This is a genomic window from Anaerolineales bacterium (genome assembly GCA_037382465.1).
In the GTDB taxonomy this organism is placed as follows: Bacteria; Chloroflexota; Anaerolineae; order Anaerolineales; family E44-bin32; genus WVZH01.
Map to the genome: position 1 here is coordinate 1 of JARRPX010000050.1, position 20,362 is coordinate 20,362.

Below are 20,362 nucleotides of genomic sequence, written 5' to 3' on the forward strand. Positions count from 1 at the left end.
AACGTGAATCTGAAGGTGGAGTTGATCACCCCGGTGGCGTTGGAGAAGGGCTCGAATTTCGCCATCCGTGAAGGGGGCCTCACGGTCGGCGCGGGTGTGATCACCGAGATATTGGAATAGGTGTAATATGGCCAAGCAGAAAATCCGCATTCGACTCAAGGCATACGATCATCGCGTACTCGATCAATCTGCTCAACGTATCGTTGAGACGGCGGAGCGCACAGGCGCCAAGGTTGTCGGCCCCGTACCGTTGCCGACTCGGATCGAGCGTTTCACCGTCCGTCGGTCGACCTTCATCGACAAGGATTCGCATGAGCATTTCGAGATCCGAACTCACAAGCGGTTGATCGACGTTCTCGATCCCGAAACGAAAACCATCGACACATTAATGCGGTTGAATCTGCCGGCAGGTGTGGATATCGAGATCAAGATTTAGGCAACGACACCGAAAAAGCACGACAGGTGGCCGGGAAAGAGCCTTTTGTGTAAGCGTGAACGAGACGAAGCGGCCCATGAAGCGCTTGCAGAAGGTTGACTGCCCTGCAATCGGGGATGATGCAGCCGAAGCCCTGGCTGACAGTCCCGTCAAGATTTCTAAACAGGAGAAAACGGATGAAAGGGCTGGTTGGTAAGAAAGTTGGCATGTCCCAGATTTTCGACGATTCGGGTATAGCTGTCCCGGTGACATTGATCGAAGCTGGGCCTTGTTACGTCACGCAGGTGCGCTCATCGAAACGAGATGGTTATCGTGCGGTTCAAATTGGATTCGGCGAAATTAAGCCGCGGCGTCTCTCCGGCGGGCAGCTCGGTCACCTCAAGCGCAACAGCCTTCCGCCGCTGCGTTATTTGCGTGAATTTCGCGTCAAGGAATTGAAGGACGTCAAAGAAGGGGACAAGCTGACGGTTGAGGTGTTTGCCGTCGGCGATCGAGTGGACGTTGTTGGGCTGAGCAAGGGGAAGGGATTTGCGGGTGCGATAAAGCGCCACGGTTTTCGGCGACAGCCGAAAACGCACGGCCAATCCGATCGTACGCGTGCCCCGGGTTCTCATGGATCAACATCGACCCCCGGCCGTGTGTTCAAGGGCTCGCGTGGACCAGGTCACATGGGAAACGCCAGGATCACCTCGCAAAACGTCAAGGTTGTGTGGATCGACGCCGAGCGAAATTTGATCGGTGTGAGCGGCAGTGTACCCGGTCCGCGAGGTGGGGTGGTCACGATCAAGGAAGCCAGAAAGCAATAGGCGCTTGGGAGTGGAACAACGATGAAGGTAGATGTAATCAACATGAATGGCGAGAAGGTCAAGACTGCGGATTTGCCTGCGGCGATCTTCGAAGCGCCGATAAAGACTGAATTGATGCACCAGGCTTTCGTGCGCCAGATGGCGAATGCCCGCCTGGGTACGCACAAGACCAAAACCCGCAGCGAAGTCTCTGGCGGTGGGCAGAAGCCCTGGCGCCAGAAGGGAACGGGACGGGCGAGACAAGGGTCGCGTCGATCTCCGATCTGGGTCGGAGGCGGAAAGGCCCACACACCGATGCCGCGCAAGTACACCAAGAAGATGCCGCGAAAGATGCGCCGCGCGGCGCTGCGTTCTGCGCTGTCGGAGAAAGCCTCGAACAAGCAGATCATCGTACTGGAGGCGTTTTCCCTGGACCAACCGAAGACCAAGGAAATGGCCGCCGTGTTGGCGAAGCTCATCGGGAAAGAAAGCGTTCTGATCCTGCTTCCCGGTCGGGATGAACTGGTCGAAAAATCGGTTCGGAACCTGCCGAAAGCGAAGACGCTGCGAGCCAACTATTTGAACGTGCGCGATCTATTGCAGTACGATCGTGTGATCATGCCGCTTGGGGCGCTCGACGTGATTCAATCGTACTTGGGTGCTTGAGGAGTAAAGCAATGACGACGAAATACGACATCCTGCGTCGCCCGATCATTACGGAGAAAACCAATTACCAGAGTGGTAAGCTGAATCAATACGTTTTCGAAGTAGACCGCAAGGCCACGAAGGCGCAGATTAAAGAAGCGGTGGAAGCGTTGTTCGACGTAGACGTCGTGCACGTGAATGTGACCAACGCGCCAGCGAAAAGGAGCCGTCGACGGAATCGGCGTTTGCTCGTCCGACGCCCCGGCTACAAGAAAGCGATCGTGGCCTTAAAGCCCGGCGATACGATTGACGTATTCGAAGGGGTAAGATGATGCCAGTTAAAAAATACAAACCTACCTCTCCGGGTCGCCGTGGAATGAGCGGCCATACGTTTGAGGAAATTACACGCAGTACGCCGGAACGCTCGCTGATCGTTCCCAAGCGGCAGCGTGGCGGGCGCAACAACCAGGGGCGCGTTACTGTGCGCCATCGTGGCGGTGGGCACCGGCGGCAGGTCCGGGTCGTGGATTTCAAGCGTGATAAACGAGGCGTTCCGGCGAAAGTCGCAACGATCGAGTACGACCCCAACCGCTCGGCGAGACTTGCGCTGTTATACTACGCCGACGGCGAGAAGCGTTACATCGTTGCCCCGCTGGATCTCAACGTCGGGGACACGGTCGTTGCAGGTCCCGAAGCAGAGATTCGGCCTGGCAACAGCCTGCCATTGGCAAACATACCGCTGGGAACGCAAATTCACAACATCGAATTGCACGAAGGCAAAGGCGGACAGCTCGTTCGTGCGGCCGGTACTTCCGCGCAGGTTTTGGGCAAGGAAGGCCGCTACACGGCGATTCGCCTGCCTTCGGGTGAAGTCCGCCGGGTGCAACAGGCCTGCTATGCGACGATCGGCGAAGTCGGAAATCCCGATCACAGCAACATCAAGTTGGGCAAGGCAGGCCGTAAACGCTACATGGGATTTCGGCCGGTGGTGCGCGGCTCGGCGATGAGCCCGCGCGATCACCCCCACGGTGGTGGGGAGGGACGGGCGCCGGTCGGCATGCCCAGCCCGAAGAGTCCCTGGGGCAAGAAGACCTTGGGGAAGAAGACTCGCCGCAACAAACGAACGGAGAAGTACATCATCCGCCATCGATCCAAGCGGCGCAGATGACGAAGCAACGAGTGAGCTAACGGAGACGAGAGAATGTCGCGATCGTTGAAAAAAGGGCCGTACATCGACCCAAAGCTGTTGAAAAAAGTCGAAGTGATGAACGAGCGCGGGGACAAGAAGGTCATCCGCACATGGAGCCGGGCGAGCACGATCTTCCCCCAGATGGTCGGCCATACCATCGCCGTCCACGATGGTCGGCGGCACGTGCCGATATACATCACGGAAAACATGGTCGGTCATAAACTGGGTGAATTCGCGCCGACGCGAACCTTCCGTGGTCATGTCGGCCGGGATCGCACGACGCGGGTGAGGCAAGTGCAATGACTCAAGGATTTGATGTGCGCGCCAGCGTCCGCTACGTGCCAATATCGCCGCAGAAAGCCCGGCTTGTACTGGATTTGGTGCGGGGAAGCGACGTCGTCGAAGCGATGGATGTTTTGAAGTTTTCCCGGAAAGCGGCCGCACGCGACGTTTTCAAGCTGGTGCGATCGGCGGTCGCGAACGCGGAAGAGAATTTCGGTCTCAACCGAGAAGATCTTTACATTCATCAGATTTATGCGGACAAGGGTCCGGTGCGTTTTTGGCGCCGTTTTGGCGCCCGAGGACGCTTCAAGCGAATTCATCGGCGTTTTTCACACATCACCGTCGTCTTGCGGGAACATGAACTCGAGACCGCGTGAGGTTTGGTGCGGGTCTTGATAAGCGAAATGTACAATCGGCGACTTGAAAGACAAGCTGAGAGGAGAAAGCATGGGGCGTAAAGTACATCCAAAGGGTTTCAGGCTCAAGATCAACAAGACATGGGATTCTCGTTGGTACGCAGATACGGATAAATATGCCGATCAGCTCCATCAAGATTTTGGGATCCGGAACCTGATCACGGAAATGACACCGAGAGCAGGCGTATCGCGGATCGAGATCGAACGCTATCCCAACAGCGTGCATATCACGGTCCACACCGCCAAGCCGGGAATCGTAATCGGGCGTAAAGGCGCCAACGTCAAAGATTTGCGCCGCAGACTCCAGGAACTTACCGGCACGAATGTCAAGTTGGACATCGCCGAAATTAAGGATCCGGATTTGGATGCGCAGTTGGTCGCAGAAAACATCGCCAATCAACTCGAGAGACGCATCAGTCATCGTCGTGCGATGCAGCGTGCGGTCGCTCAAACCATGCGGCAAGGTGCGGAGGGCGTGAAAGTGATGTGCTCGGGGCGTCTGATGGGCACGGAGATGGCGCGCAATGAGTGGATGCGGGAAGGCAGAGTACCGGCGCAGACTCTTCGTGCGGACATCGATTTCGCCCGCGCGGAGGCGACGACCACGTATGGGAAGATCGGCGTAAAGGTCTGGATTTATAAGGGTGAAATTCTTGTGGAAGCGGAAGAAGAAGCCGAAGCCATGGATGTGTACGTCAGTGAATAACGCATCACGTGAGTGGTGAGGTGTAAATATGTTGTTTCCGAAACGAGTTAAATATCGCAAGCAAATGCGGGGCCGGATGAAGGGCAAGGCCAGCCGCGGCGCGGAAGTGAGCTTCGGCGATTATGGCCTGCAAGCGCTCGAGCCTGGCTGGGTAACCGCACGTCAGATTGAGGCGGCACGGCGAGCATTGGTGCGATTCATGCGCCGGCGCGGCAAGGTCTGGATCCGGATTTTTCCCGACAAACCTGTGACCAAAAAACCGGCTGAGACGCGCATGGGTAAAGGCAAGGGCGCCGTGGATCACTGGGTGGCCGTAGTCAAACCGGGACGTATCCTGTTCGAGATTTCGGGTCTGGATGAAAGCGGTGCGCGTGAGGCGATGCGTCTGGCGGCCCACAAGATTTCCGTGAAAACGAAATTCACCGGCCGCGTCGATATCGGTGGAGGCAGGTAAGCCATGAAATCAGCAGAGATACGCGCCCTTTCAGCCGGCGAAATCCAGAATCGCTTGGACGAAGCGCGGGATAACTATTTCCGATTGCGATTTCAAGTTTCTACCGGCCAGCTGACGGATCATTCACAGCTGCGAATTGCCCGCCGTGAGATCGCGCGTTTGGCGACGATTTTGCATGAGTTTGAATTGGCGGCTGAGTTCGAAGGAAGGGAAGAATGAGCAACACGAGACGAAGAATGGATGGTGTGGTCACCAAAGCGAAGCTGGAAAAGACGGTGACCGTACGCATCGATCGAAGTTATCGCCATCCGTTGTATGGCAAAGTCATTCGAACGAACAAGAATTATCTAGTGCACGACGAGATCGGTTGTCACCCTGGCGATATCGTGCGCATCGTGGAGAGCCGTCCGATTTCCAAGAAAAAGCGTTGGGTCGTACAGGAAATCGTGCGGCGCGCCAGTGAAGCGGACGTGACCGCGATTCAGGTCGAAGCACAGGTCGAAGAATCACTGCTCGAATCGGAAACGCTGCACGAGGAAGAGAGCGGAGCGACGGAGACGGAAGCATGATTCAACAAGAGAGTCGTGTGAAGGTTGCCGACAATACCGGCGGACGTGAAATGCTCGTCATCCGCGTACTCGGCGGTTCACGCAAGCGATACGGCCGAATTGGTGACATCATCATCGGCACGATCAAGTCGGCTTCCCCGCACGGTGCCGTCAGTAAAAGCGATATCGTACGGGCGGTCATCGTGCGTACCGCCAAAGAGTATCGCCGCGACGATGGATCCTACATCCGCTTCGATGATAACGCCGCCGTGATCCTGGATACGGATGGAATCAATCCAAAGGGAACCCGGATTTTTGGTCCCGTGGCCAGGGAATTGCGCGATAAGGGTTTCACGAAAATCGTATCGCTTGCTCCGGAAGTGTTGTAGGAGGTGTGAGACGATGAAGATCAAACGAGGAGACAACGTCGAAGTAATCCGCGGACGCGATCGGGGCCATCGAGGTGAGGTGATCCGCGTTCTGCCCAAAGAGGATCGTGTGATCGTACAGGGCGCGAATATCCGCAAGAAGCACCAGCGTCAGATTCAGGCGGGCAGCCGGCAGATGAATCCCGGTATCATTCAATTCGAAGCCTCGATGCACGCATCCAACGTCATGCTGGTGTGCCCAAAATGCGATCGCCCCGTGCGGATCAAGTATACGTATGAAGGCGATGAACGACATCGGGTTTGCAAACATTGTGATGCGGTCATTGACTGATCACTGATAGTGTATGGAGTACGAGAAGGATGGCACATTATCTAAACGAACGTTATCAGAATGAAATCGTCGATACCATGATGAAGGATTTCGACTTTGGAAACCGTATGCGGGTTCCTCGCATGGAGAAGATCGTGGTGAACGTTGGCGTTGGTGAGGCGATCGATAACGCCAAAGCCCTCGATGCGGCAGTCGACGACATCACGACCATCACGGGTCAGAAGCCGATCGTCACCAAATCTCGCAAGAGTATTGCGAATTTCAAACTGCGGGAAGGTCGCTCGATCGGCGTGAAAGTTACGTTACGCGGTGAACGCATGTGGTCGTTTTTCGATCGCCTGGTGAATGTGGCTTTACCGCGGACGCGTGACTTCCGTGGTGTATCGATGGACAGCTTCGACGGACGGGGAAACTACACGCTCGGTTTGCGTGAGCAGTTGATTTTCCCTGAAGTTGAATACGATAAAATCGACAAAATTCGCGGTTTCGAGGTGACGATCGTCACCTCGGCAGAGGACGATGAGCAAGGGCGTCGTTTGCTGCAGCTGCTTGGTATGCCCTTTGGGAGAAGAGAGTACGATGGCTAAAACATGCATGCCGATTCGAGAGAAGCGAAGAAAATATAAGAACCGGATCCGAAATCGCTGCCGCATCTGCGGCCGACCGCGCGGATATTATCGGCGCTTCGATTTGTGCCGCATCTGCCTCCGGGAGCAGGCTCTCGAAGGTAAGATTCCAGGCCTCGTGAAATCATCCTGGTAGTCCGAGAAGCGGAGAGAACTAGATGACGATATCTGATCCGATTTCCGATATGTTGACTCGTATACGCAACGCGGTGATGGCCGGGCATTCGACCGTCTCCGTCCCGAAAGCCAAGATCAAAGTGGCTATCCTCGACATTCTCAAGACCGAGGGTTTCATCGATAACTACGAGGAAAGCGCTCAGCCGGACAAGGTGCAGGGCACCTTGCGTATCCAGCTGAAATACGTCGGCGAACGTCGTGAGCGCAGGGCCGTGATCTCGGGCATGCGGCGAGTGAGCCGCCCTGGTCGCAGGGTGTACGTAGGTAAATCTGATATTCCCTGGGTTCAAGCAGGAATGGGGGTTGCCATCCTGTCCACACCCAAGGGCGTGATGACGGACGCCAACGCACGTAAAAACGGCATTGGTGGGGAAGTACTTTGTGAAGTCTGGTAAGAATTCTGCGCAGGGAACTCTGCTGAGGACGCTGCGAAAGATCGTTCGGATTGATCCGAGCCGCTTTGTACTCGGCAGCCGAAGCGACAGGAGGACGTTGTGTCGAGAATAGGTCGTATGCCCATCCAGGTGCCCGAAGGGGTAACGGTCAAGATCGATGGGCCGCGAGTTGAAATCAAGGGGCCGAAAGGTGAACTGAAGCGGGAATTTCACGCTGCGATGAAGTTCAACCTCGAAGACGGCGTGCTTACGGTCGTACGACCATCGGATGAGCCGCAGATGCGTGCGCTCCATGGTCTGACCCGCGCCCTGGTGAACAACATGGTGCTTGGTGTGAGCGAGGGATTCGAGAAGACGCTTCAGATCGAGGGGGTCGGTTATCGGCCCGAATTGGAAGGTGAGACGCTGGTTTTGCATTTGGGCTTTTCGCACCCGGTCCACATCCCACCACCGCAGGGAATTTCCTTCGACGTCGATACGCGGGCCCGGCTGGTCAAAGTGCAGGGCATCGACAAGGAACTCGTCGGCCGGATTTCGGCGGACATCCGTAAAATACGCCCTCCGGAGCCGTACAAGGGGAAAGGTATTCGCTATTTTGGTGAGTACGTACGTCGAAAAGCCGGCAAGGCGGGTAAGGTAGGTTGATCATGGCGAAAAAGAGTCGGAACGAAATGCGAAAACGCCGTCATACGCGCGTACGCAAGAAAATTCTGGGCACGGCGAAAAAACCGCGGCTCAACGTTTACCGCAGCCTGAATCAGATTTACGTTCAGGTGATCGACGACATCGCCGGAAATACGATCACCTCCGCTTCGACGTTGGACGCTGAGATCAAGAAGAAGTTGAAGGGATTGAAGCGTGTCGAGCAGGCGAAGCTCGTAGGTTCTCTCATTGCGGAACGTGCGAAAGAGCAAGGAATCAAACAAGTCGTTTTCGATCGCGGCGGATACCGTTATCACGGCCGTGTACGTGCATTAGCCGACGGGGCACGTGAAGCCGGATTGGAGTTCTAAGGACTCGGCGCATCGCGTCGGATACCAATACAAGGTCGAGTCTGAAGGGAGTGCAACTACGTGGGATCAAATTATCGAGGTAGAAGAGACGATCGTGACGAGCTTGATGAGCGCGTTATCGATATCACTCGTGTAGCCAAAGTCGTCAAGGGCGGCCGTCGTTTTGCGTTTCGCGTCATCGTCGTCGTGGGCGATAACCACGGCAAGGTCGGCCTCGGCATCGGAAAGGCACGCGGCGTGCCGGACGCCATACGCAAGGCGAGCGAAAAGGCACGCAAGAACATGCATGAGGTGCCTCTCGTGGGAACGACCATACCGCACGAGGTGATTGCCACTCACGGCGGCGCGAAAGTCATGCTCAAACCGGCTTCGTTGGGCACCGGCGTCATCGCCGGGGGTGCCGTACGAGCAGTCATCGAGGCCGCCGGCGTACGTGACATTCTCACCAAATCCCTGGGTAGTGCGAATATCCTCAACGTAGCCTACGCGACGATGAAGGGACTGCGAAGCCTCAAGTGGTTGGAACAGGTGGCGGCCGATCGTGGGAAGAAACCCGACGAGTTGAAGCCCTTCTGGGAGCGGAAGTGACATGGCGAAGCGTTCGAATAAGTCCGGTAAAAAAATCAACATCACGCTGGTACGCAGCCCAATTGGTTATTCCCAGCGCCAGAAGCGAACCATCCGTGCACTCGGATTACGCCGTGTCAATCAAACCGTGGAGCAGGTGGACGGCCCGGAAATACGAGGCATGCTTGAAAAAGTAGGTCATTTGGTGAAGATCGAGGAGTGAAATTGCGATGAAGTTACACGATCTCAAGCCGCGCCCCGGCGCGAAGAAGAATCGCAAACGTGTGGGACGGGGTATTGCTGCAGGACAGGGAAAGACCGCGGGCCGCGGCATGAAAGGCCAGAAAGCTCGCGCTGGTTGGGGCGGAAAGCTCTACTTCCAGGGCGGAAATCTTCCCCTGTTTCGCAAACTGCCCTTCAAGCGCGGTTTCACGAACATCAACAAGATCGAGTGGAACGAGGTTAATCTGGCGCACCTGAAAGGCTTTAAAGCAAACAGCGAAGTGACTCCGGAAAGTCTCGCGGATGTCGGTCTGCTGGACGATCGCAGCAATCCCGTCGTGATTTTGGGGCAGGGCGACGTGAAAGTCGCGCTCAAGGTGCGCGCCCACAGAGTCAGCCAGGGGGCACGGAAGAAAATCGAAGCGGCCGGAGGCAGCGTGGAGATCATCGAACGCTAGGCTCGTTCCTGGCGTTTGATTGGAGGGTAGGATGAGACGTTCGGCATGGCGTTTCTTGTTCATTTCGGAAGACATTCGCAATCGATTGCTCATCAGTCTCGCACTTCTGGTGATCTATCGCCTGGTTGCGCACGTTCCTGTTCCGGGGGTCAACCGGGCGGCGATCCAGAGTGTGCTAACCGGTCAGAGTGGGACGGTGATAAGTCTGTTTGACTTATTGTCCGGCGGAACCGTGTCGAATTTCTCGGTACTGGCGATGGGGGTATATCCCTACATCACGGCGCAGATCATCTTGCAGCTGCTGACCCCGATCGTGCCGTCGTTACAGCGCCGTATGGAAGAGGACCCGCGCGAAGGCCGCAAGTGGCAGGAAAAATGGACCTATTACCTCGCCGTGCCAATGGCGGCGTTGAACGCCATCGGACAATTCCGCATTTTCCAGCAATTTGCGCGAACCGGCGGCCAGGAGATGATCGATTTTTCGTTGGGTTTCAACCTGCCGACCATCACCATCATTCTGACGATGACGGCGGGCACGATGTTCGCCATCTGGATCGGAGAATTGATCTCGGAATACGGCATCCGCAATCAAGGATTGTCTTTGATCATTTTCGCCGGCATCGTGGCGCGCATCCCCTCCAATCTGGGGCGGATCATTTCCGACCAGCAAAATGCTCTCCCGCTGCTGCTGTTTGTGGTCTTCATCATGATACTGACGATTTTTGCCATCGTCTTCGTTCAAGAAGGCCGTCGGAACGTCCCCGTGATGTATCCCGGCCGCAGAGTGGGCAACCGCATGTCCATGCCGGTAAAAGGAACGCTGCCCCTCATGGTGAACATGGCCGGGATGATACCGCTCATCTTCGCGCAATCCTTCCTGACCTTTCCGGCGGTGCTGGCACAGTTCATCATCGGATCCGCAAACCAGACGGTGAGTAATATCGGACTCTGGCTGCAAGGCACCTTCGGTGGAATAACCGACACCTACTGGATCTTGTATTTCATCATGGTCGTGGCTTTCACGTTCTTCTATTCGGACGTGGTCTTCTCGCAGCAGAATTATGGCGAGAATTTGAAACGCTCGGGGGCGCAGGTGCCGGGGGTAACGAAGGGCGCGGCGACGCAAAGATATCTCACGCGCGTGCTGCGCCGCATCACCTTGCCCGGCGCGCTCTTCCTGGGCATCGTCGCCATCATGCCTTTCATTGTTGGTCTGTTTTACAAATTCGGCCCCTCCAATCAAGGGCTGCTGCTGGTCAGTTCATCAGGGTTGTTGATCGTCGTTGGAGTCGTACGGGATACCTACCGCAACATCGAGGCCGAGCTGAAGCTGCGCGGCTACGATTCAGCGGTGCTCGTACGCTAGGAATATTGGATTGAGGAAGTCTCGAGAATGAGTTGGCGGCGCGGGGTCGTTATCAAGAGCGAACGGGAGCTGGCTTTGATGCGCGAGGCAGGCAAAGTCAATGCGCGCGCATTGGCGGCTGCCGTCTCGAGCGTAGGGCCGGGCGTTCGCACGGAAGATCTCGACGCTGCTGCCGCCGAAGTGCTGCAGCAGGCAGGTGCAGAACCGGCGTTCGTCGGCGTGCAAATGCAGGGTGCAGATCCCTATCCCGCCGTCACCACGGTATCCGTGAACGACGAACTCGTTCACGGCATTCCGGGAAAGCGCCGTCTGGTGGAGGGCGATATCGTCAGCATCGATTGCGGAACGATCCTGGAGGGTTTCGTAGCCGATTCGGCACTCACGGTGGGCGTGGGCGAGATTTCCCAGGAAGCACAGGCATTGGTCGATACGACCCTGGATGCATTGTACGTCGGGATTGCGCAGATGGTGGAAGGAAATCGCACGGGAGACATCTCCGCAGCGATTCAAGAATTCGTCGAAAGCCACGGGTACAACGTCGTGCGCGAATACACGAGCCACGGCGTCGGCAGGAACATGCACGAAGACCCCCAGGTGCCCAACTATGGTCGTGCGGGGAGCGGATTGGCGCTCAAACCCGGCATGACCATCGCCCTGGAGCCCATGGTCCTGGCGGGTTCACCACAGACACGCGTATTGGACGACCGCTGGACGGTTTGCTCGTTCGATGGGCAGCTTACCGCACACTTCGAGCACAGCGTGGCCGTGACGTCCGGCGGACCCCGGGTTCTCACCGCTTTCGACGGGAATCTGGACGAATTGGGTTTGTCACAGTATAATCATTACTTTGCTGGCCGCTTGAATGCGGTTGGTGAACAAAGGAGTGATCGATCATGAAAGTCTCCGCCTCGGTGCGAAGGCGTTGTCCGAAATGCAAGATTGTGCGCAGGCGCGGGAAGGTTTACGTGATATGCGAAAACCCGCGTCACAAGCAGCGACAAGGATAGGTGTATGGCGCGTATAGAAGGTGTTGACCTGCCACGAGATAAGCAGGTTGAAATCGGTTTGACCTACATCCATGGTATTGGACGCAGCACGGCGCAGAAGGCGCTCGTGTCCACCGAAATCGATCCGAGGACAAAAGTCCGCGATCTGACGGAGGAAGAGGTCACTGCGCTGCGGGATTACATCAACCAGAATCTCGTCGTTGAGGGAGATCTGCGCCGTGAAGTGCAGATGAACATCAAACGCCTGGTTGAGATCGGCTGCTATCGAGGCTTGCGTCATCGGCGTTCTCTGCCGGTGCGCGGTCAGCGAACGCGAACCAACGCCCGCACCCGCAAAGGACCGAAAAAGACCGTTGCGGGTCGTGGACGAAGGCGGGGCGCGAAGAAGAAGTAATCGCTCAAATGAATTTTGCGCGCCGATCCTCGGAGCGGGTGTCCTTCCCCCCAGCGGCGAACTCCGTGGCAAGAAGCGCATCACGTTCATCGAACGAAAAATAGAGAGGTTGGACAGGATCGCATGGGACGAAAACGACAAAAGTCGCAGCGGGCAAGCTCGCGAAAAACCAAACGGACGATGTCGCACGGAAAGGTACACATCCACGCGACGTTCAACAACACGATCATCACGATCACCGATCAAGAAGGAAACGTCGTGATTTGGTCCAGTGCCGGATCATCCGGTTTCCAGGGATCGCGGAAGAGCACGCCATATGCGGCCCGCCTCGCAGCCAACAAAGCCATCGAAGATGCGAAAGCGATCGGCCTGCAGGAAGTCGACGTGATGGTCAAAGGACCCGGACCCGGGCGCGAAGCTGCGATTCGAGCCGTGCAAGGTTCCGAAGTCAGAGTGCGATCGATCAGTGACGTCACACCGGTCCCGCACAACGGCTGTCGGCCGCCGAAGAAACGGCGGGTATAACGCCGCGAATCGATGCTTGGTCGAAATCATCGAAAACGTGCCTGCTGCGCACCGCGCAATGGGTGAACGAAAACGGAAGGATTGAATGGCTAGACATACCGGACCTGTTTGTAAATTATGTCGCCGAGAGGGCGAGAAACTTTTTCTCAAAGGTCAGCGTTGTTTTACTCCGAAGTGCGCCTTTGAGCGTCGGGGCTATCCACCCGGGGAGCATGGGCGGGAAGCTCAATTTCGACGGCGTCGAGTATCGGATTACAGCAAGCAATTACGAGAAAAGCAGAAGACACGCAGAATTTATGGCGTGACGGAACGTCAATTCCGACGATATTACCGCAACGCTTTGAAGAAGCGCGGCCTGACCGGATCGAATTTGCTGCAGACGCTGGAACGCCGACTGGACAATGTGGTTTACCGTCTCGGATATGCTGAAAGCCGAGCGCAAGCGCGGATGCTGGTCACACACGGCCATTTCAACGTAAATGGCCGGCGGACCGACGTTCCTTCGATGCTGGTGCGCCCGGGGGACGAGATCGAAGTTCGTGAGGGATCGAAATCGCGGCCATATTTCAAGGATGTCGCCGAAACCGCCGAAGCGCGAACGCTTCCTCGCTGGTTGGAGCGCGATCTGAAGAAATTGAACGGCACTATCACTCAGATGCCCGAGCGGCGCGACGTCGATTTGACTTTGAACGAGTCTCTGATTGTCGAGTATTACTCCCGCTAGGTTCGCTGTCAGGTATATTGACGGTGAGTCGTTCCTGGTGGGGTGGAATTTATCCGTTGAATGGCGTTGCTCTAGAGCGACACATTCGTTCCCGAACATAACCGCAAGGTATTGTTTTGTGGAGGGTTGAAGTGCCAGTATCCACTAACATGGTCATGCCGAATATCGAACGCGTAGCCGTTGCAAGGAACTATGGCAAATTCGTCATCAGTCCACTCGAGAGCGGTTACGGCATTACGATCGGGAATGCGCTGCGTCGAGTGCTGCTTTCATCCTTGGATGGAGTCGCCGTGACGTCGATTCGCATCACCGATGTACCTCACGAATTTTCGAACATCGACGGCGTTCGTGAGGACGTGCTGCAATTCATGCTTAACGTGAAAAAACTGCGCTTTATTCTGCACGATACGGACACCGCCCGCATTCGCCTGGAAGTAAAGGGTGAGGGCGTGGTAACGGCGGCAGATATCATCGCTCCGGCCGAAGTCGAGATCGTAAACCCGGAGTTGTATCTCTTCACGGTAGACGATGATAAGGCGCATCTTGAGATCGAGATGACGGTACAGCATGGACGCGGCTACTCTCCGGCGGATGAGCGCGGTCGTTTGCCCATCGGCGAACTTCCCACCGACGCCATCTTCAGCCCGATTCGCAGAGTCAAGCACGAAGTTGGACGGGCGCGCGTCGGTCAGGATACCAGTTTCGACAAACTCACCATAGAAATTTGGACCGACGGGACCATCAAACCGGAAGAGGCGTTGAGCCGCAGCGCGCAGATCATGATCGCACACCTGCGCGATTTGGCTGGCGTGACGGAAGAAAGCCTGATGATGGCCGTGGCCGAGGAAGAAGAACCGCGGCTGGCGAGCGAAATATACGAAACACCGATCGAGAACCTGGATTTGTCTGTGCGGGTGTTCAACTCACTCAAACGCACTGGAATTACAAACGTCGGTGAAATCCTCGATATGCTCGAGCGAGGATCGGACGCCATGTTGTCGATACGCAATTTCGGTGAGAAAAGCCTGCAGGAATTATCCGACCGCTTGCGAGAAAAGGGCTACCTCGACAACGAGGAAGAGAAGGAAGAAGAAGCGGTGGAGGCTGAGTGAGGTAGAAAATGAGGCATCGAGTAGCAGGGCGCAAATTAAATCGATCGATGGGGCATCGTAATGCATTGCGCCGAAACCTGATAACCGAATTGTACCGTCATGAGCGTGTGCAAACCACGAAGGCGAAAGCGCTGGCCATCCGTGGCGAAGCAGAGAAGTTGATCACGACCGCCAAGCGCGGCATCGCCGCCGGTGAGGCAAAAGCGGTTCACGCACGGCGGTTGGCTGCTGCGCGCATCAACGATCCGGAAATCGTCAAGAAATTGTTCGACGATATCGCTTTACGTTACACGGACCGCCCCGGCGGCTATACGCGTATCCTTAAACTGGGACCACGCCTCGGTGATTCGGCCGAGATGGCCATCATCGAGTTGGTTGAAGAATAAGCCAGCCAGAGACTGGCGAAACCGGGCGCCCAACGAGGCGCACCGATGGCAGATTACAAATCGATTATCGCCTACGACGGCACAGATTTTCAGGGCTTTCAGCGACAGAAAGCGGGCGTCCGAACCGTGCAATCGGTTCTGGAGGACGGATTACGGGCTGTCGGTTGGGAAGAGCGTTCTCTCCAGGCAGCTGGTCGAACGGACGCAGGTGTGCACGCCAAGGGACAAGTGATCGCGTACGAATTGCCCTGGAAGCACTCGGCCGTCAAGCTGACCCAAGCGTTGAACGCAAACCTGCCTGCGGACGTGTCGGTGGTCAGCAGCGAGTCCGTCGAAGCGGATTTTCACCCGCGTTTTTCGGCGAAAAGCCGCAGGTACCGCTACACGCTGATCGTGGCGCCGGTTCGCGACCCGCTGCGGGCAAGATACAGCTGGCGCATTTGGCCGAGGCCAAATATCGAGGCGATGCAGACGGCCGCTGGGCTGCTGATCGGGGAGCATGATTTCGCCGCCTTCGGAACCGCGCCGATCCCAGGAGGGCAGACGCTGCGGACCGTCACGCGTGCGGATTGGAAGCGCACCAAAGATGAGTTGTGCTTCGAGATTGAAGCAAACGCTTTTCTCTACCACATGGTTCGCCGGCTTGTGGGTGCATTGATTGAAGTCGGCACGGGACGGAAGGCGATCGAAGAAGTCAGCGTATTTCTCGATCGTCCCTCGGTCCGCTGGGAAGGCTCTTTAGCGCCGGCCCAAGGGTTGTGCCTGGAAGCGGTTGATTATTCAGGGTCAAACAAGGATCTCGAGGAACGTTCCCCGGGATTGTAATGAGGAGTCAGTACAGTGCAGAAGACGTATTATCCAAAGCCGGGCGATGTGACGAAATCGTGGTACCTCGTCGATGCCACGGATCAAAACTTGGGCCGCATGGCGACCCGCATCGCGCAGGTCTTGCTTGGAAAGAACAAACCGCAGTTCACCCCCGGCGTGGACCTGGGTGATTTCGTGATCGTTATCAACGCGGAGAAAGTTACGGTCACCGGGAATAAGCTCGACGATAAATTCTACTACCGCTATTCCGGATACCCGGGCGGCATGAAGAGCGTCAATCTCCGCAACCAACTGGCGAAATTCCCGGACAGGGTCATCAAGTCCGCCGTCTGGGGAATGCTGCCCCACAACCGGCACGGCCGAAGGATTATGAAGAATCTTCGCATTTATGCCGGCGCGCAGCATCCACATGCCGCACAAAAGCCGGAGAAAATGGATTTGGATTAGGTTCGCTGCCGAAACGCGAGAGAAAGTCAGAGCCGTTTCGCATCGGCGAAGAACGATATGGAGAGGCGTAATTGATGAGCGAATATTTTGAAGGAATTGGCCGCAGGAAAACCAGCACTGCCCGCGTGCGTGTCTCGCCAGGCAATGGCCAGTTCTTGGTAAACAACAAGCCTGCGGAGGAGTATTTCACCCGCGTAGGTGACATGGATCTGATCTTGGCGCCGCTGCGCGATGCGGAAATGGAAGGGAAACTGGATATTTCCGTTCACGTCAATGGTGGCGGCGTCACGGGTCAAACGGGTGCGGTGCGCCACGGGATTGCGCGTGCGCTGCTGGTGATGGATAAATCTCTACGGCCGGCGATGCGAAGCGGCGGTCATCTCACGCGCGATGCTCGCATGAAAGAGCGCAAAAAGCCAGGTTTGAAACGAGCCCGCAAGGCGCCGACGTATACCAAACGCTGATCTTCTTCTGTATCAGGAGAAATGGCGTGGATAAATGCACGATTGAGGCCGGGGAAATCCGATTCCCCGGCTTTCCGCATTGAAGGGGAGTGTCGCGTGGAAAAAGGTATCATCGTCATCGGATTGGGCCCCGGAGATCCCCATTTGTTGACCCGGGAGGCGTGGGATGTGCTCTCGGATGCCGTCGAGCTGCATCTACGGACCGGATTTCACCCGATCGTGCCGGCGCTGCCGGTGCACCTCGAGGTGAATACGTTCGATTCCTTGTACGACGAGCTCGACAGTTTCGAGGCGGTTTATGCGGCCATCGTGGATCGGCTGATCGACCTGGCAGCCAATTCAAACCCGGTCGTATACGGCGTACCCGGAGATCCGACGGTCGGCGAAGCGACGGTGGTCGAGTTGCGGCATCGTACGAAGGAATTGGGGATACCGCTGCGCATCATCCACGGCGTGAGTTTCTGCGAGCCCTGTTTGAATCTGCTGGGCGTGGATGCATTAGATGGCTTGTTCATCGCCGATGCCCTGGAACTGGCCGCCCGGCATCATCCTATGTTTCCTCCGGATTCACCTGCCCTGATCGGTCAGTTGTACGACCGCATGGTGGCGGCCGATGTCAAACTGACTCTGATGAATCAATACCCCGACGAGCACGACGTGATACTGCTGCACGAGAGCGGCACGTCACAGGCGAAAGTAGAAGAGCTGCCTCTGCATCGGATCGATCAGAGCGAACAGATCGGCAGTCTCACGGCATTGTTCGTGCCGGCCCTCGAGAAATCATCGGCTTTTGAAAACGCATCGTTCGCTGCGGCCCCATTTGATGGAAGAGGCCTACGAAACTTTGAGCGCACTGGATAATGAGGACGAAAGCGCCTTGCGCGAGGAATTGGGGGATCTGCTGCTGCAGATTATCCTGCACGCCCAGATCGCCACAGAAGCAGGAACTTTCACGATGGCCGATGTCGTGGCATACGTCCAGGAAAAGATCATCCGCCGCCATCCGCATGTTTTCGCCGGCCTGGATGTGGAAGGCGTGGATCAGGTGCTTCAAAATTGGGAGAGTTTGAAGGCCGCAGAACGAAAGGAACACCAGGAGGACAGGGGCTTGCTTGACGGCATTCCACAGAACTTTCCGGCGCTCTCTCAGGCTGCGGAAATTCAATCGCGTGTGGTGCGCGTCGGTTTCGACTGGCCCGACCTTACCGGGGTGGAGGGGAAGGTGCAGGAGGAAATGCAGGAAGTCGCCCAAGCCGCAACACCGGCGGAACGGGTTGGAGAGATCGGCGATTTATTGTTCGCTGTAGTAAACTATGCCCGCTGGATTGATGTGGATGCGGAAGCCGCATTGCGCGAAGCGAATCTGCGCTTTCGGCGGCGTTTCCGGGAGTTGGAACGGGAGGCCTCCCGCCAGGGACGCGAGCTCAGCGGGATGACGCTAGAGGAGATGGACTCGCTTTGGGAAGCGGTCAAGTCGAAAGAGGGATGATGGGCGCTATCTTAATACGGAAGAATGGGTTTGCATTTACTGCCCTCGTGTCCGTCCTGCTCGCTTCTTGCGCGCTCGTTCGCGATCTACAAAGCACAGACCTGGATCCGGCGGAAACCTTGCCCATCGCAACGCACACCGAAGCCGTCGAATCGGAAACGCCGGAAGAAGCGCCTCTCCAGACGATGACTCCGACGGTTACCGTTCAGCTCGAACCGTTCACGTTTTCGTTGGATGGACCCGCGCGCGATATCGCCTACGAAATTCCGCTGACCTTGCAGTTCGTCGATGAAAGCAGTGCCTCGTTCTTTTTCAAACTCGATCAACCCCAGGAAGGGGCGCTATTCGTTTGGGACGGACGAGGGCTCGTGGGACAGATGGAGTTTGACGCTCAAGTTACCCGCCACCAATTCGATCTATTCGGATTAGAACCGGGAGTCGGATATTCCGCCATCGTTGGTTTGCGCGACGAATCTGGTTTGTATTTCCCACCTGCTTTTGCGGATGGAGGATGGGCAGCAATCGACTTCGAGACGCTCGAGTCTGCGTGGGAGCCAATCCGCATGGGCGTGATCGGCGATTCGGGATTCGGAGAGCAACTGACGTACGACCTGCTCACCGAGATGGCAGCGTTCGATTTGGATTTCGTCGTGCATACGGGGGACGTCGTTTACAGGGTGTATGAGGATCCAGATCCCGCGACAGCCTTCGGCCGGAAATATTTCCTTCCGTTCGCGCCCATCTTGCATCAGATGCCCGTATATGCCGTACCCGGAAATCACGAGTTCGAAATTGCCACGCTCCTAGATGATCTGCCTTTTTACTTTCACGTATTTCCCCCGATTCTGGATGAGGCGCGGGGTTTGCGGGGTTCCGATGGTTTGCGCGAGTATTTCCGCTTTTCAATTGGCGACTATCAATTTATACTGCTCAACTCCCAGGCTTTTTACGGTTCGGGCGAACGGGACGCGCAGACTGCCTGGCTAGAGGAACAGCTCCAGGATCAGAGTGTGAAGCATTCGATAATCGTCTCGCACATTCCCCCGTTTACCAGCGGAAAATATGAAAAAGATGGTGGTCCGCTGCGTTCCAGGTGGGTGCCCCTCTTTGAAGCGTCCAACGTTCGCCTCGTTCTTTCCGGCCACGATCACAACTACCAGCGCCTGGAAGTCAATGGAATTACGTATGTCGTATCGGGAGGCGGCTCGACGAGTTTATATCCGCTCAGCCTGGCTCATCCGGATGCGAAGGCTTTCGAACGCCGCTCGCATTTCGTCTTGCTGGAATTGTATCGTGATCGGATCGAGCTCATCTCGATCGCGCGCGGCGGCGAAGTCCTGGATCAAGCCACCATCCCGCTGCCGGCGGAGTAGGCTGCGATCCAGGCAAGGCGTGTCCCCGGTCATTCTTCGATGATGGATTTGGACATGACGTGCAGGTCATCTCGCCGCGACCAGCCTTCGGCTAGCCAGAACTTCATTCCTTCTTGATTATCCCTAAAGATGAAGAGATGACACTTGTGTATGTTCCTGCGGGCCAACGCCGCAAGACAACGGGTCACGAGGATTCGTCCGACGCCTCGCCGGCGGTTTGAAGGGTGGACGGAAAGATGATGGATGTATCCGCGGCGTCCGTCATCTCCGCAGAGAACGGCGCCGACAATACGATCGCCTTCGCAGGCAACGTGACTCAAGCCAGGGTTACGATCCAGGAATTGGTGGATTCCGGGTTCCGTATCCGAGTCGCCCAGGCCGATGCCCTGGCAGGATTCCCAGAGCGCGAACACGCCTGAATAGTCGTTGTGTTCCATCGGGCGAAAGTCGATGGGTTTCATGACGTTCTCCTTTACACAAGTAGTCTCCTTTTCATCGATTGCGGTACGGCAGGACAGCGCGGGATGCAGGGAATGCCGTATTATAGCGCGGTCGTCCGAGCGGAGATGACAATCGCAGGGCTTGAAATTATCTGAGGTCGGTGGATA

General features: G+C 56.4%; 37 protein-coding genes. 36 read left to right on the plus strand and 1 reads right to left on the minus strand.

Annotated elements, in window-relative coordinates; genetic code table 11:
• The 36 genes from P8Z34_12365 to P8Z34_12540 form a co-directional block, all read left to right on the plus strand.
• On the plus strand, positions 1-120 hold a 120-nt coding region (locus P8Z34_12365), incomplete at its 5' end, for a hypothetical protein (GenBank protein ID MEJ2551467.1).
• Positions 121-127: 7 nt separating this feature from the next.
• The gene (rpsJ, locus tag P8Z34_12370) at positions 128-436 is read left to right on the plus strand and encodes a 30S ribosomal protein S10 (protein MEJ2551468.1); all 309 of its coding nucleotides are present in this window, start codon (positions 128-130) and stop codon (positions 434-436) included.
• A gap of 176 nt (positions 437-612) precedes the next feature.
• Positions 613-1,242 (plus strand): 50S ribosomal protein L3, encoded by a 630-nt coding sequence (gene rplC / locus P8Z34_12375; GenBank protein MEJ2551469.1) that lies wholly within the window; start codon positions 613-615, stop codon positions 1,240-1,242.
• Positions 1,243-1,263: 21 nt separating this feature from the next.
• The gene (rplD, locus tag P8Z34_12380; GenBank protein ID MEJ2551470.1) at positions 1,264-1,887 is read left to right on the plus strand and encodes a 50S ribosomal protein L4; all 624 of its coding nucleotides are present in this window, start codon (positions 1,264-1,266) and stop codon (positions 1,885-1,887) included.
• A gap of 11 nt (positions 1,888-1,898) precedes the next feature.
• Entirely contained in the window at positions 1,899-2,198 is a 300-nt protein-coding gene (rplW, locus tag P8Z34_12385) for a 50S ribosomal protein L23 (GenBank protein MEJ2551471.1), read from the plus strand.
• Positions 2,198-3,034: a 50S ribosomal protein L2 gene (gene rplB / locus P8Z34_12390; GenBank protein ID MEJ2551472.1), complete on the plus strand. Its 837-nt coding sequence runs from the start codon at positions 2,198-2,200 to the stop codon at positions 3,032-3,034. The genes rplW and rplB overlap by 1 nt, the downstream gene beginning before the upstream one ends.
• Before the next feature lie 33 nt (positions 3,035-3,067).
• On the plus strand, positions 3,068-3,358 hold the full coding sequence (rpsS, locus tag P8Z34_12395; GenBank protein ID MEJ2551473.1) for a 30S ribosomal protein S19: 291 nt from the start codon (positions 3,068-3,070) through the stop codon (positions 3,356-3,358).
• Complete coding sequence (rplV, locus tag P8Z34_12400) at positions 3,355-3,714, plus strand: 50S ribosomal protein L22 (protein ID MEJ2551474.1); 360 nt, start codon at positions 3,355-3,357, stop codon at positions 3,712-3,714. The genes rpsS and rplV overlap by 4 nt, the downstream gene beginning before the upstream one ends.
• A gap of 70 nt (positions 3,715-3,784) precedes the next feature.
• Positions 3,785-4,459 carry a 30S ribosomal protein S3 gene (rpsC, locus tag P8Z34_12405; GenBank protein ID MEJ2551475.1) on the plus strand — a complete coding sequence of 225 codons (675 nt, stop codon included), beginning with the start codon at positions 3,785-3,787 and terminating at the stop codon, positions 4,457-4,459.
• A 28-nt stretch (positions 4,460-4,487) separates the two neighbouring features.
• Positions 4,488-4,913 (plus strand): 50S ribosomal protein L16, encoded by a 426-nt coding sequence (rplP, locus tag P8Z34_12410; protein ID MEJ2551476.1) that lies wholly within the window; start codon positions 4,488-4,490, stop codon positions 4,911-4,913.
• A 3-nt stretch (positions 4,914-4,916) separates the two neighbouring features.
• Positions 4,917-5,132: a 50S ribosomal protein L29 gene (gene rpmC, locus P8Z34_12415; protein ID MEJ2551477.1), complete on the plus strand. Its 216-nt coding sequence runs from the start codon at positions 4,917-4,919 to the stop codon at positions 5,130-5,132.
• Entirely contained in the window at positions 5,129-5,482 is a 354-nt protein-coding gene (gene rpsQ, locus P8Z34_12420; protein ID MEJ2551478.1) for a 30S ribosomal protein S17, read from the plus strand. Before rpmC ends, rpsQ begins: the two co-directional genes overlap by 4 nt.
• Positions 5,479-5,850, plus strand: coding sequence for a 50S ribosomal protein L14 (gene rplN / locus P8Z34_12425; GenBank protein ID MEJ2551479.1), 372 nt, complete (start codon positions 5,479-5,481; stop codon positions 5,848-5,850). Before rpsQ ends, rplN begins: the two co-directional genes overlap by 4 nt.
• A 13-nt stretch (positions 5,851-5,863) precedes the next feature.
• A complete protein-coding gene (gene rplX, locus P8Z34_12430; GenBank protein ID MEJ2551480.1) occupies positions 5,864-6,181 on the plus strand; it encodes a 50S ribosomal protein L24 in 318 nt (105 codons plus the stop codon).
• A gap of 29 nt (positions 6,182-6,210) precedes the next feature.
• Positions 6,211-6,768 (plus strand): 50S ribosomal protein L5, encoded by a 558-nt coding sequence (gene rplE / locus P8Z34_12435; GenBank protein ID MEJ2551481.1) that lies wholly within the window; start codon positions 6,211-6,213, stop codon positions 6,766-6,768.
• Positions 6,761-6,943 carry a type Z 30S ribosomal protein S14 gene (locus P8Z34_12440; GenBank protein MEJ2551482.1) on the plus strand — a complete coding sequence of 61 codons (183 nt, stop codon included), beginning with the start codon at positions 6,761-6,763 and terminating at the stop codon, positions 6,941-6,943. Before rplE ends, P8Z34_12440 begins: the two co-directional genes overlap by 8 nt.
• 22 nt (positions 6,944-6,965) lie before the next feature.
• Positions 6,966-7,379, plus strand: coding sequence for a 30S ribosomal protein S8 (gene rpsH / locus P8Z34_12445; GenBank protein ID MEJ2551483.1), 414 nt, complete (start codon positions 6,966-6,968; stop codon positions 7,377-7,379).
• Between the two features lie 99 nt (positions 7,380-7,478).
• Entirely contained in the window at positions 7,479-8,024 is a 546-nt protein-coding gene (gene rplF, locus P8Z34_12450; protein ID MEJ2551484.1) for a 50S ribosomal protein L6, read from the plus strand.
• 2 nt (positions 8,025-8,026) lie between these two features.
• Positions 8,027-8,392: a 50S ribosomal protein L18 gene (gene rplR / locus P8Z34_12455; GenBank protein MEJ2551485.1), complete on the plus strand. Its 366-nt coding sequence runs from the start codon at positions 8,027-8,029 to the stop codon at positions 8,390-8,392.
• Between the two features lie 60 nt (positions 8,393-8,452).
• The gene (gene rpsE, locus P8Z34_12460) at positions 8,453-8,980 is read left to right on the plus strand and encodes a 30S ribosomal protein S5 (GenBank protein MEJ2551486.1); all 528 of its coding nucleotides are present in this window, start codon (positions 8,453-8,455) and stop codon (positions 8,978-8,980) included.
• A gap of 1 nt (position 8,981) precedes the next feature.
• The gene (rpmD, locus tag P8Z34_12465; protein ID MEJ2551487.1) at positions 8,982-9,182 is read left to right on the plus strand and encodes a 50S ribosomal protein L30; all 201 of its coding nucleotides are present in this window, start codon (positions 8,982-8,984) and stop codon (positions 9,180-9,182) included.
• 7 nt (positions 9,183-9,189) lie between these two features.
• A complete protein-coding gene (rplO, locus tag P8Z34_12470; protein ID MEJ2551488.1) occupies positions 9,190-9,639 on the plus strand; it encodes a 50S ribosomal protein L15 in 450 nt (149 codons plus the stop codon).
• Between the two features lie 31 nt (positions 9,640-9,670).
• Positions 9,671-11,005, plus strand: coding sequence for a preprotein translocase subunit SecY (secY, locus tag P8Z34_12475; GenBank protein ID MEJ2551489.1), 1,335 nt, complete (start codon positions 9,671-9,673; stop codon positions 11,003-11,005).
• Between the two features lie 27 nt (positions 11,006-11,032).
• The gene (gene map, locus P8Z34_12480; protein MEJ2551490.1) at positions 11,033-11,902 is read left to right on the plus strand and encodes a type I methionyl aminopeptidase; all 870 of its coding nucleotides are present in this window, start codon (positions 11,033-11,035) and stop codon (positions 11,900-11,902) included.
• Positions 11,899-12,012: a 50S ribosomal protein L36 gene (gene rpmJ, locus P8Z34_12485; protein MEJ2551491.1), complete on the plus strand. Its 114-nt coding sequence runs from the start codon at positions 11,899-11,901 to the stop codon at positions 12,010-12,012. The genes map and rpmJ overlap by 4 nt, the downstream gene beginning before the upstream one ends.
• A gap of 4 nt (positions 12,013-12,016) precedes the next feature.
• Positions 12,017-12,406, plus strand: coding sequence for a 30S ribosomal protein S13 (rpsM, locus tag P8Z34_12490; GenBank protein ID MEJ2551492.1), 390 nt, complete (start codon positions 12,017-12,019; stop codon positions 12,404-12,406).
• Positions 12,407-12,529: 123 nt separating this feature from the next.
• Complete coding sequence (gene rpsK, locus P8Z34_12495) at positions 12,530-12,931, plus strand: 30S ribosomal protein S11 (protein MEJ2551493.1); 402 nt, start codon at positions 12,530-12,532, stop codon at positions 12,929-12,931.
• Between the two features lie 85 nt (positions 12,932-13,016).
• Entirely contained in the window at positions 13,017-13,655 is a 639-nt protein-coding gene (rpsD, locus tag P8Z34_12500; GenBank protein MEJ2551494.1) for a 30S ribosomal protein S4, read from the plus strand.
• A gap of 131 nt (positions 13,656-13,786) precedes the next feature.
• Positions 13,787-14,767, plus strand: a complete 981-nt coding sequence (locus P8Z34_12505) for a DNA-directed RNA polymerase subunit alpha (protein MEJ2551495.1) — start codon at positions 13,787-13,789, stop codon at positions 14,765-14,767.
• A gap of 8 nt (positions 14,768-14,775) precedes the next feature.
• Positions 14,776-15,153, plus strand: coding sequence for a 50S ribosomal protein L17 (gene rplQ, locus P8Z34_12510; GenBank protein MEJ2551496.1), 378 nt, complete (start codon positions 14,776-14,778; stop codon positions 15,151-15,153).
• Positions 15,154-15,198: 45 nt separating this feature from the next.
• Positions 15,199-15,978, plus strand: a complete 780-nt coding sequence (gene truA, locus P8Z34_12515) for a tRNA pseudouridine(38-40) synthase TruA (GenBank protein ID MEJ2551497.1) — start codon at positions 15,199-15,201, stop codon at positions 15,976-15,978.
• Positions 15,979-15,993: 15 nt separating this feature from the next.
• Complete coding sequence (gene rplM / locus P8Z34_12520; protein ID MEJ2551498.1) at positions 15,994-16,428, plus strand: 50S ribosomal protein L13; 435 nt, start codon at positions 15,994-15,996, stop codon at positions 16,426-16,428.
• A 74-nt stretch (positions 16,429-16,502) separates the two neighbouring features.
• Entirely contained in the window at positions 16,503-16,892 is a 390-nt protein-coding gene (gene rpsI / locus P8Z34_12525) for a 30S ribosomal protein S9 (GenBank protein MEJ2551499.1), read from the plus strand.
• A gap of 96 nt (positions 16,893-16,988) precedes the next feature.
• Positions 16,989-17,753, plus strand: coding sequence for an SAM-dependent methyltransferase (locus tag P8Z34_12530; GenBank protein ID MEJ2551500.1), 765 nt, complete (start codon positions 16,989-16,991; stop codon positions 17,751-17,753).
• Positions 17,737-18,381, plus strand: coding sequence for a nucleoside triphosphate pyrophosphohydrolase (gene mazG, locus P8Z34_12535; protein ID MEJ2551501.1), 645 nt, complete (start codon positions 17,737-17,739; stop codon positions 18,379-18,381). Before P8Z34_12530 ends, mazG begins: the two co-directional genes overlap by 17 nt.
• Positions 18,381-19,754: a metallophosphoesterase gene (locus P8Z34_12540; GenBank protein MEJ2551502.1), complete on the plus strand. Its 1,374-nt coding sequence runs from the start codon at positions 18,381-18,383 to the stop codon at positions 19,752-19,754. The genes mazG and P8Z34_12540 overlap by 1 nt, the downstream gene beginning before the upstream one ends.
• 29 nt (positions 19,755-19,783) lie before the next feature.
• Here P8Z34_12540 and P8Z34_12545 read toward each other — a convergent pair whose 3' ends face one another.
• Entirely contained in the window at positions 19,784-20,215 is a 432-nt protein-coding gene (locus P8Z34_12545) for a GNAT family N-acetyltransferase (GenBank protein ID MEJ2551503.1), read from the minus strand.
• Positions 20,216-20,362: the final 147 nt, after the last annotated feature.

What these genes read in the sequence shown, in the direction of transcription:
- rplV (MEJ2551474.1), top strand. Translation starts at nt 3,355, where the DNA reads ATGACTCAAGGATTTGATGTGCGCGCCAGCGTCCGCTACGTGCCAATA.
- rplC (MEJ2551469.1), top strand. Translation starts at nt 613, where the DNA reads ATGAAAGGGCTGGTTGGTAAGAAAGTTGGCATGTCCCAGATTTTCGAC.
- rpsS (MEJ2551473.1), top strand. Translation starts at nt 3,068, where the DNA reads ATGTCGCGATCGTTGAAAAAAGGGCCGTACATCGACCCAAAGCTGTTG.
- rplN (MEJ2551479.1), top strand. Translation starts at nt 5,479, where the DNA reads ATGATTCAACAAGAGAGTCGTGTGAAGGTTGCCGACAATACCGGCGGA.
- rpmD (MEJ2551487.1), top strand. Translation starts at nt 8,982, where the DNA reads ATGGCGAAGCGTTCGAATAAGTCCGGTAAAAAAATCAACATCACGCTG.
- rpsK (MEJ2551493.1), top strand. Translation starts at nt 12,530, where the DNA reads ATGGGACGAAAACGACAAAAGTCGCAGCGGGCAAGCTCGCGAAAAACC.
- rpsM (MEJ2551492.1), top strand. Translation starts at nt 12,017, where the DNA reads ATGGCGCGTATAGAAGGTGTTGACCTGCCACGAGATAAGCAGGTTGAA.
- map (MEJ2551490.1), top strand. Translation starts at nt 11,033, where the DNA reads ATGAGTTGGCGGCGCGGGGTCGTTATCAAGAGCGAACGGGAGCTGGCT.
- rplQ (MEJ2551496.1), top strand. Translation starts at nt 14,776, where the DNA reads ATGAGGCATCGAGTAGCAGGGCGCAAATTAAATCGATCGATGGGGCAT.
- rplB (MEJ2551472.1), top strand. Translation starts at nt 2,198, where the DNA reads ATGCCAGTTAAAAAATACAAACCTACCTCTCCGGGTCGCCGTGGAATG.
- rplE (MEJ2551481.1), top strand. Translation starts at nt 6,211, where the DNA reads ATGGCACATTATCTAAACGAACGTTATCAGAATGAAATCGTCGATACC.
- truA (MEJ2551497.1), top strand. Translation starts at nt 15,199, where the DNA reads ATGGCAGATTACAAATCGATTATCGCCTACGACGGCACAGATTTTCAG.
- rpmC (MEJ2551477.1), top strand. Translation starts at nt 4,917, where the DNA reads ATGAAATCAGCAGAGATACGCGCCCTTTCAGCCGGCGAAATCCAGAAT.
- rpsJ (MEJ2551468.1), top strand. Translation starts at nt 128, where the DNA reads ATGGCCAAGCAGAAAATCCGCATTCGACTCAAGGCATACGATCATCGC.
- rpsD (MEJ2551494.1), top strand. Translation starts at nt 13,017, where the DNA reads ATGGCTAGACATACCGGACCTGTTTGTAAATTATGTCGCCGAGAGGGC.
- rpsH (MEJ2551483.1), top strand. Translation starts at nt 6,966, where the DNA reads ATGACGATATCTGATCCGATTTCCGATATGTTGACTCGTATACGCAAC.
- rplX (MEJ2551480.1), top strand. Translation starts at nt 5,864, where the DNA reads ATGAAGATCAAACGAGGAGACAACGTCGAAGTAATCCGCGGACGCGAT.
- P8Z34_12545 (MEJ2551503.1), bottom strand. Translation starts at nt 20,215, where the DNA reads ATGAAACCCATCGACTTTCGCCCGATGGAACACAACGACTATTCAGGC.
- rplD (MEJ2551470.1), top strand. Translation starts at nt 1,264, where the DNA reads ATGAAGGTAGATGTAATCAACATGAATGGCGAGAAGGTCAAGACTGCG.
- P8Z34_12440 (MEJ2551482.1), top strand. Translation starts at nt 6,761, where the DNA reads ATGGCTAAAACATGCATGCCGATTCGAGAGAAGCGAAGAAAATATAAG.
- P8Z34_12540 (MEJ2551502.1), top strand. Translation starts at nt 18,381, where the DNA reads ATGGGCGCTATCTTAATACGGAAGAATGGGTTTGCATTTACTGCCCTC.
- rpmJ (MEJ2551491.1), top strand. Translation starts at nt 11,899, where the DNA reads ATGAAAGTCTCCGCCTCGGTGCGAAGGCGTTGTCCGAAATGCAAGATT.
- rpsQ (MEJ2551478.1), top strand. Translation starts at nt 5,129, where the DNA reads ATGAGCAACACGAGACGAAGAATGGATGGTGTGGTCACCAAAGCGAAG.
- rplO (MEJ2551488.1), top strand. Translation starts at nt 9,190, where the DNA reads ATGAAGTTACACGATCTCAAGCCGCGCCCCGGCGCGAAGAAGAATCGC.
- rpsC (MEJ2551475.1), top strand. Translation starts at nt 3,785, where the DNA reads ATGGGGCGTAAAGTACATCCAAAGGGTTTCAGGCTCAAGATCAACAAG.
- secY (MEJ2551489.1), top strand. Translation starts at nt 9,671, where the DNA reads ATGAGACGTTCGGCATGGCGTTTCTTGTTCATTTCGGAAGACATTCGC.
- rplW (MEJ2551471.1), top strand. Translation starts at nt 1,899, where the DNA reads ATGACGACGAAATACGACATCCTGCGTCGCCCGATCATTACGGAGAAA.
- rpsI (MEJ2551499.1), top strand. Translation starts at nt 16,503, where the DNA reads ATGAGCGAATATTTTGAAGGAATTGGCCGCAGGAAAACCAGCACTGCC.
- rplR (MEJ2551485.1), top strand. Translation starts at nt 8,027, where the DNA reads ATGGCGAAAAAGAGTCGGAACGAAATGCGAAAACGCCGTCATACGCGC.
- rplP (MEJ2551476.1), top strand. Translation starts at nt 4,488, where the DNA reads ATGTTGTTTCCGAAACGAGTTAAATATCGCAAGCAAATGCGGGGCCGG.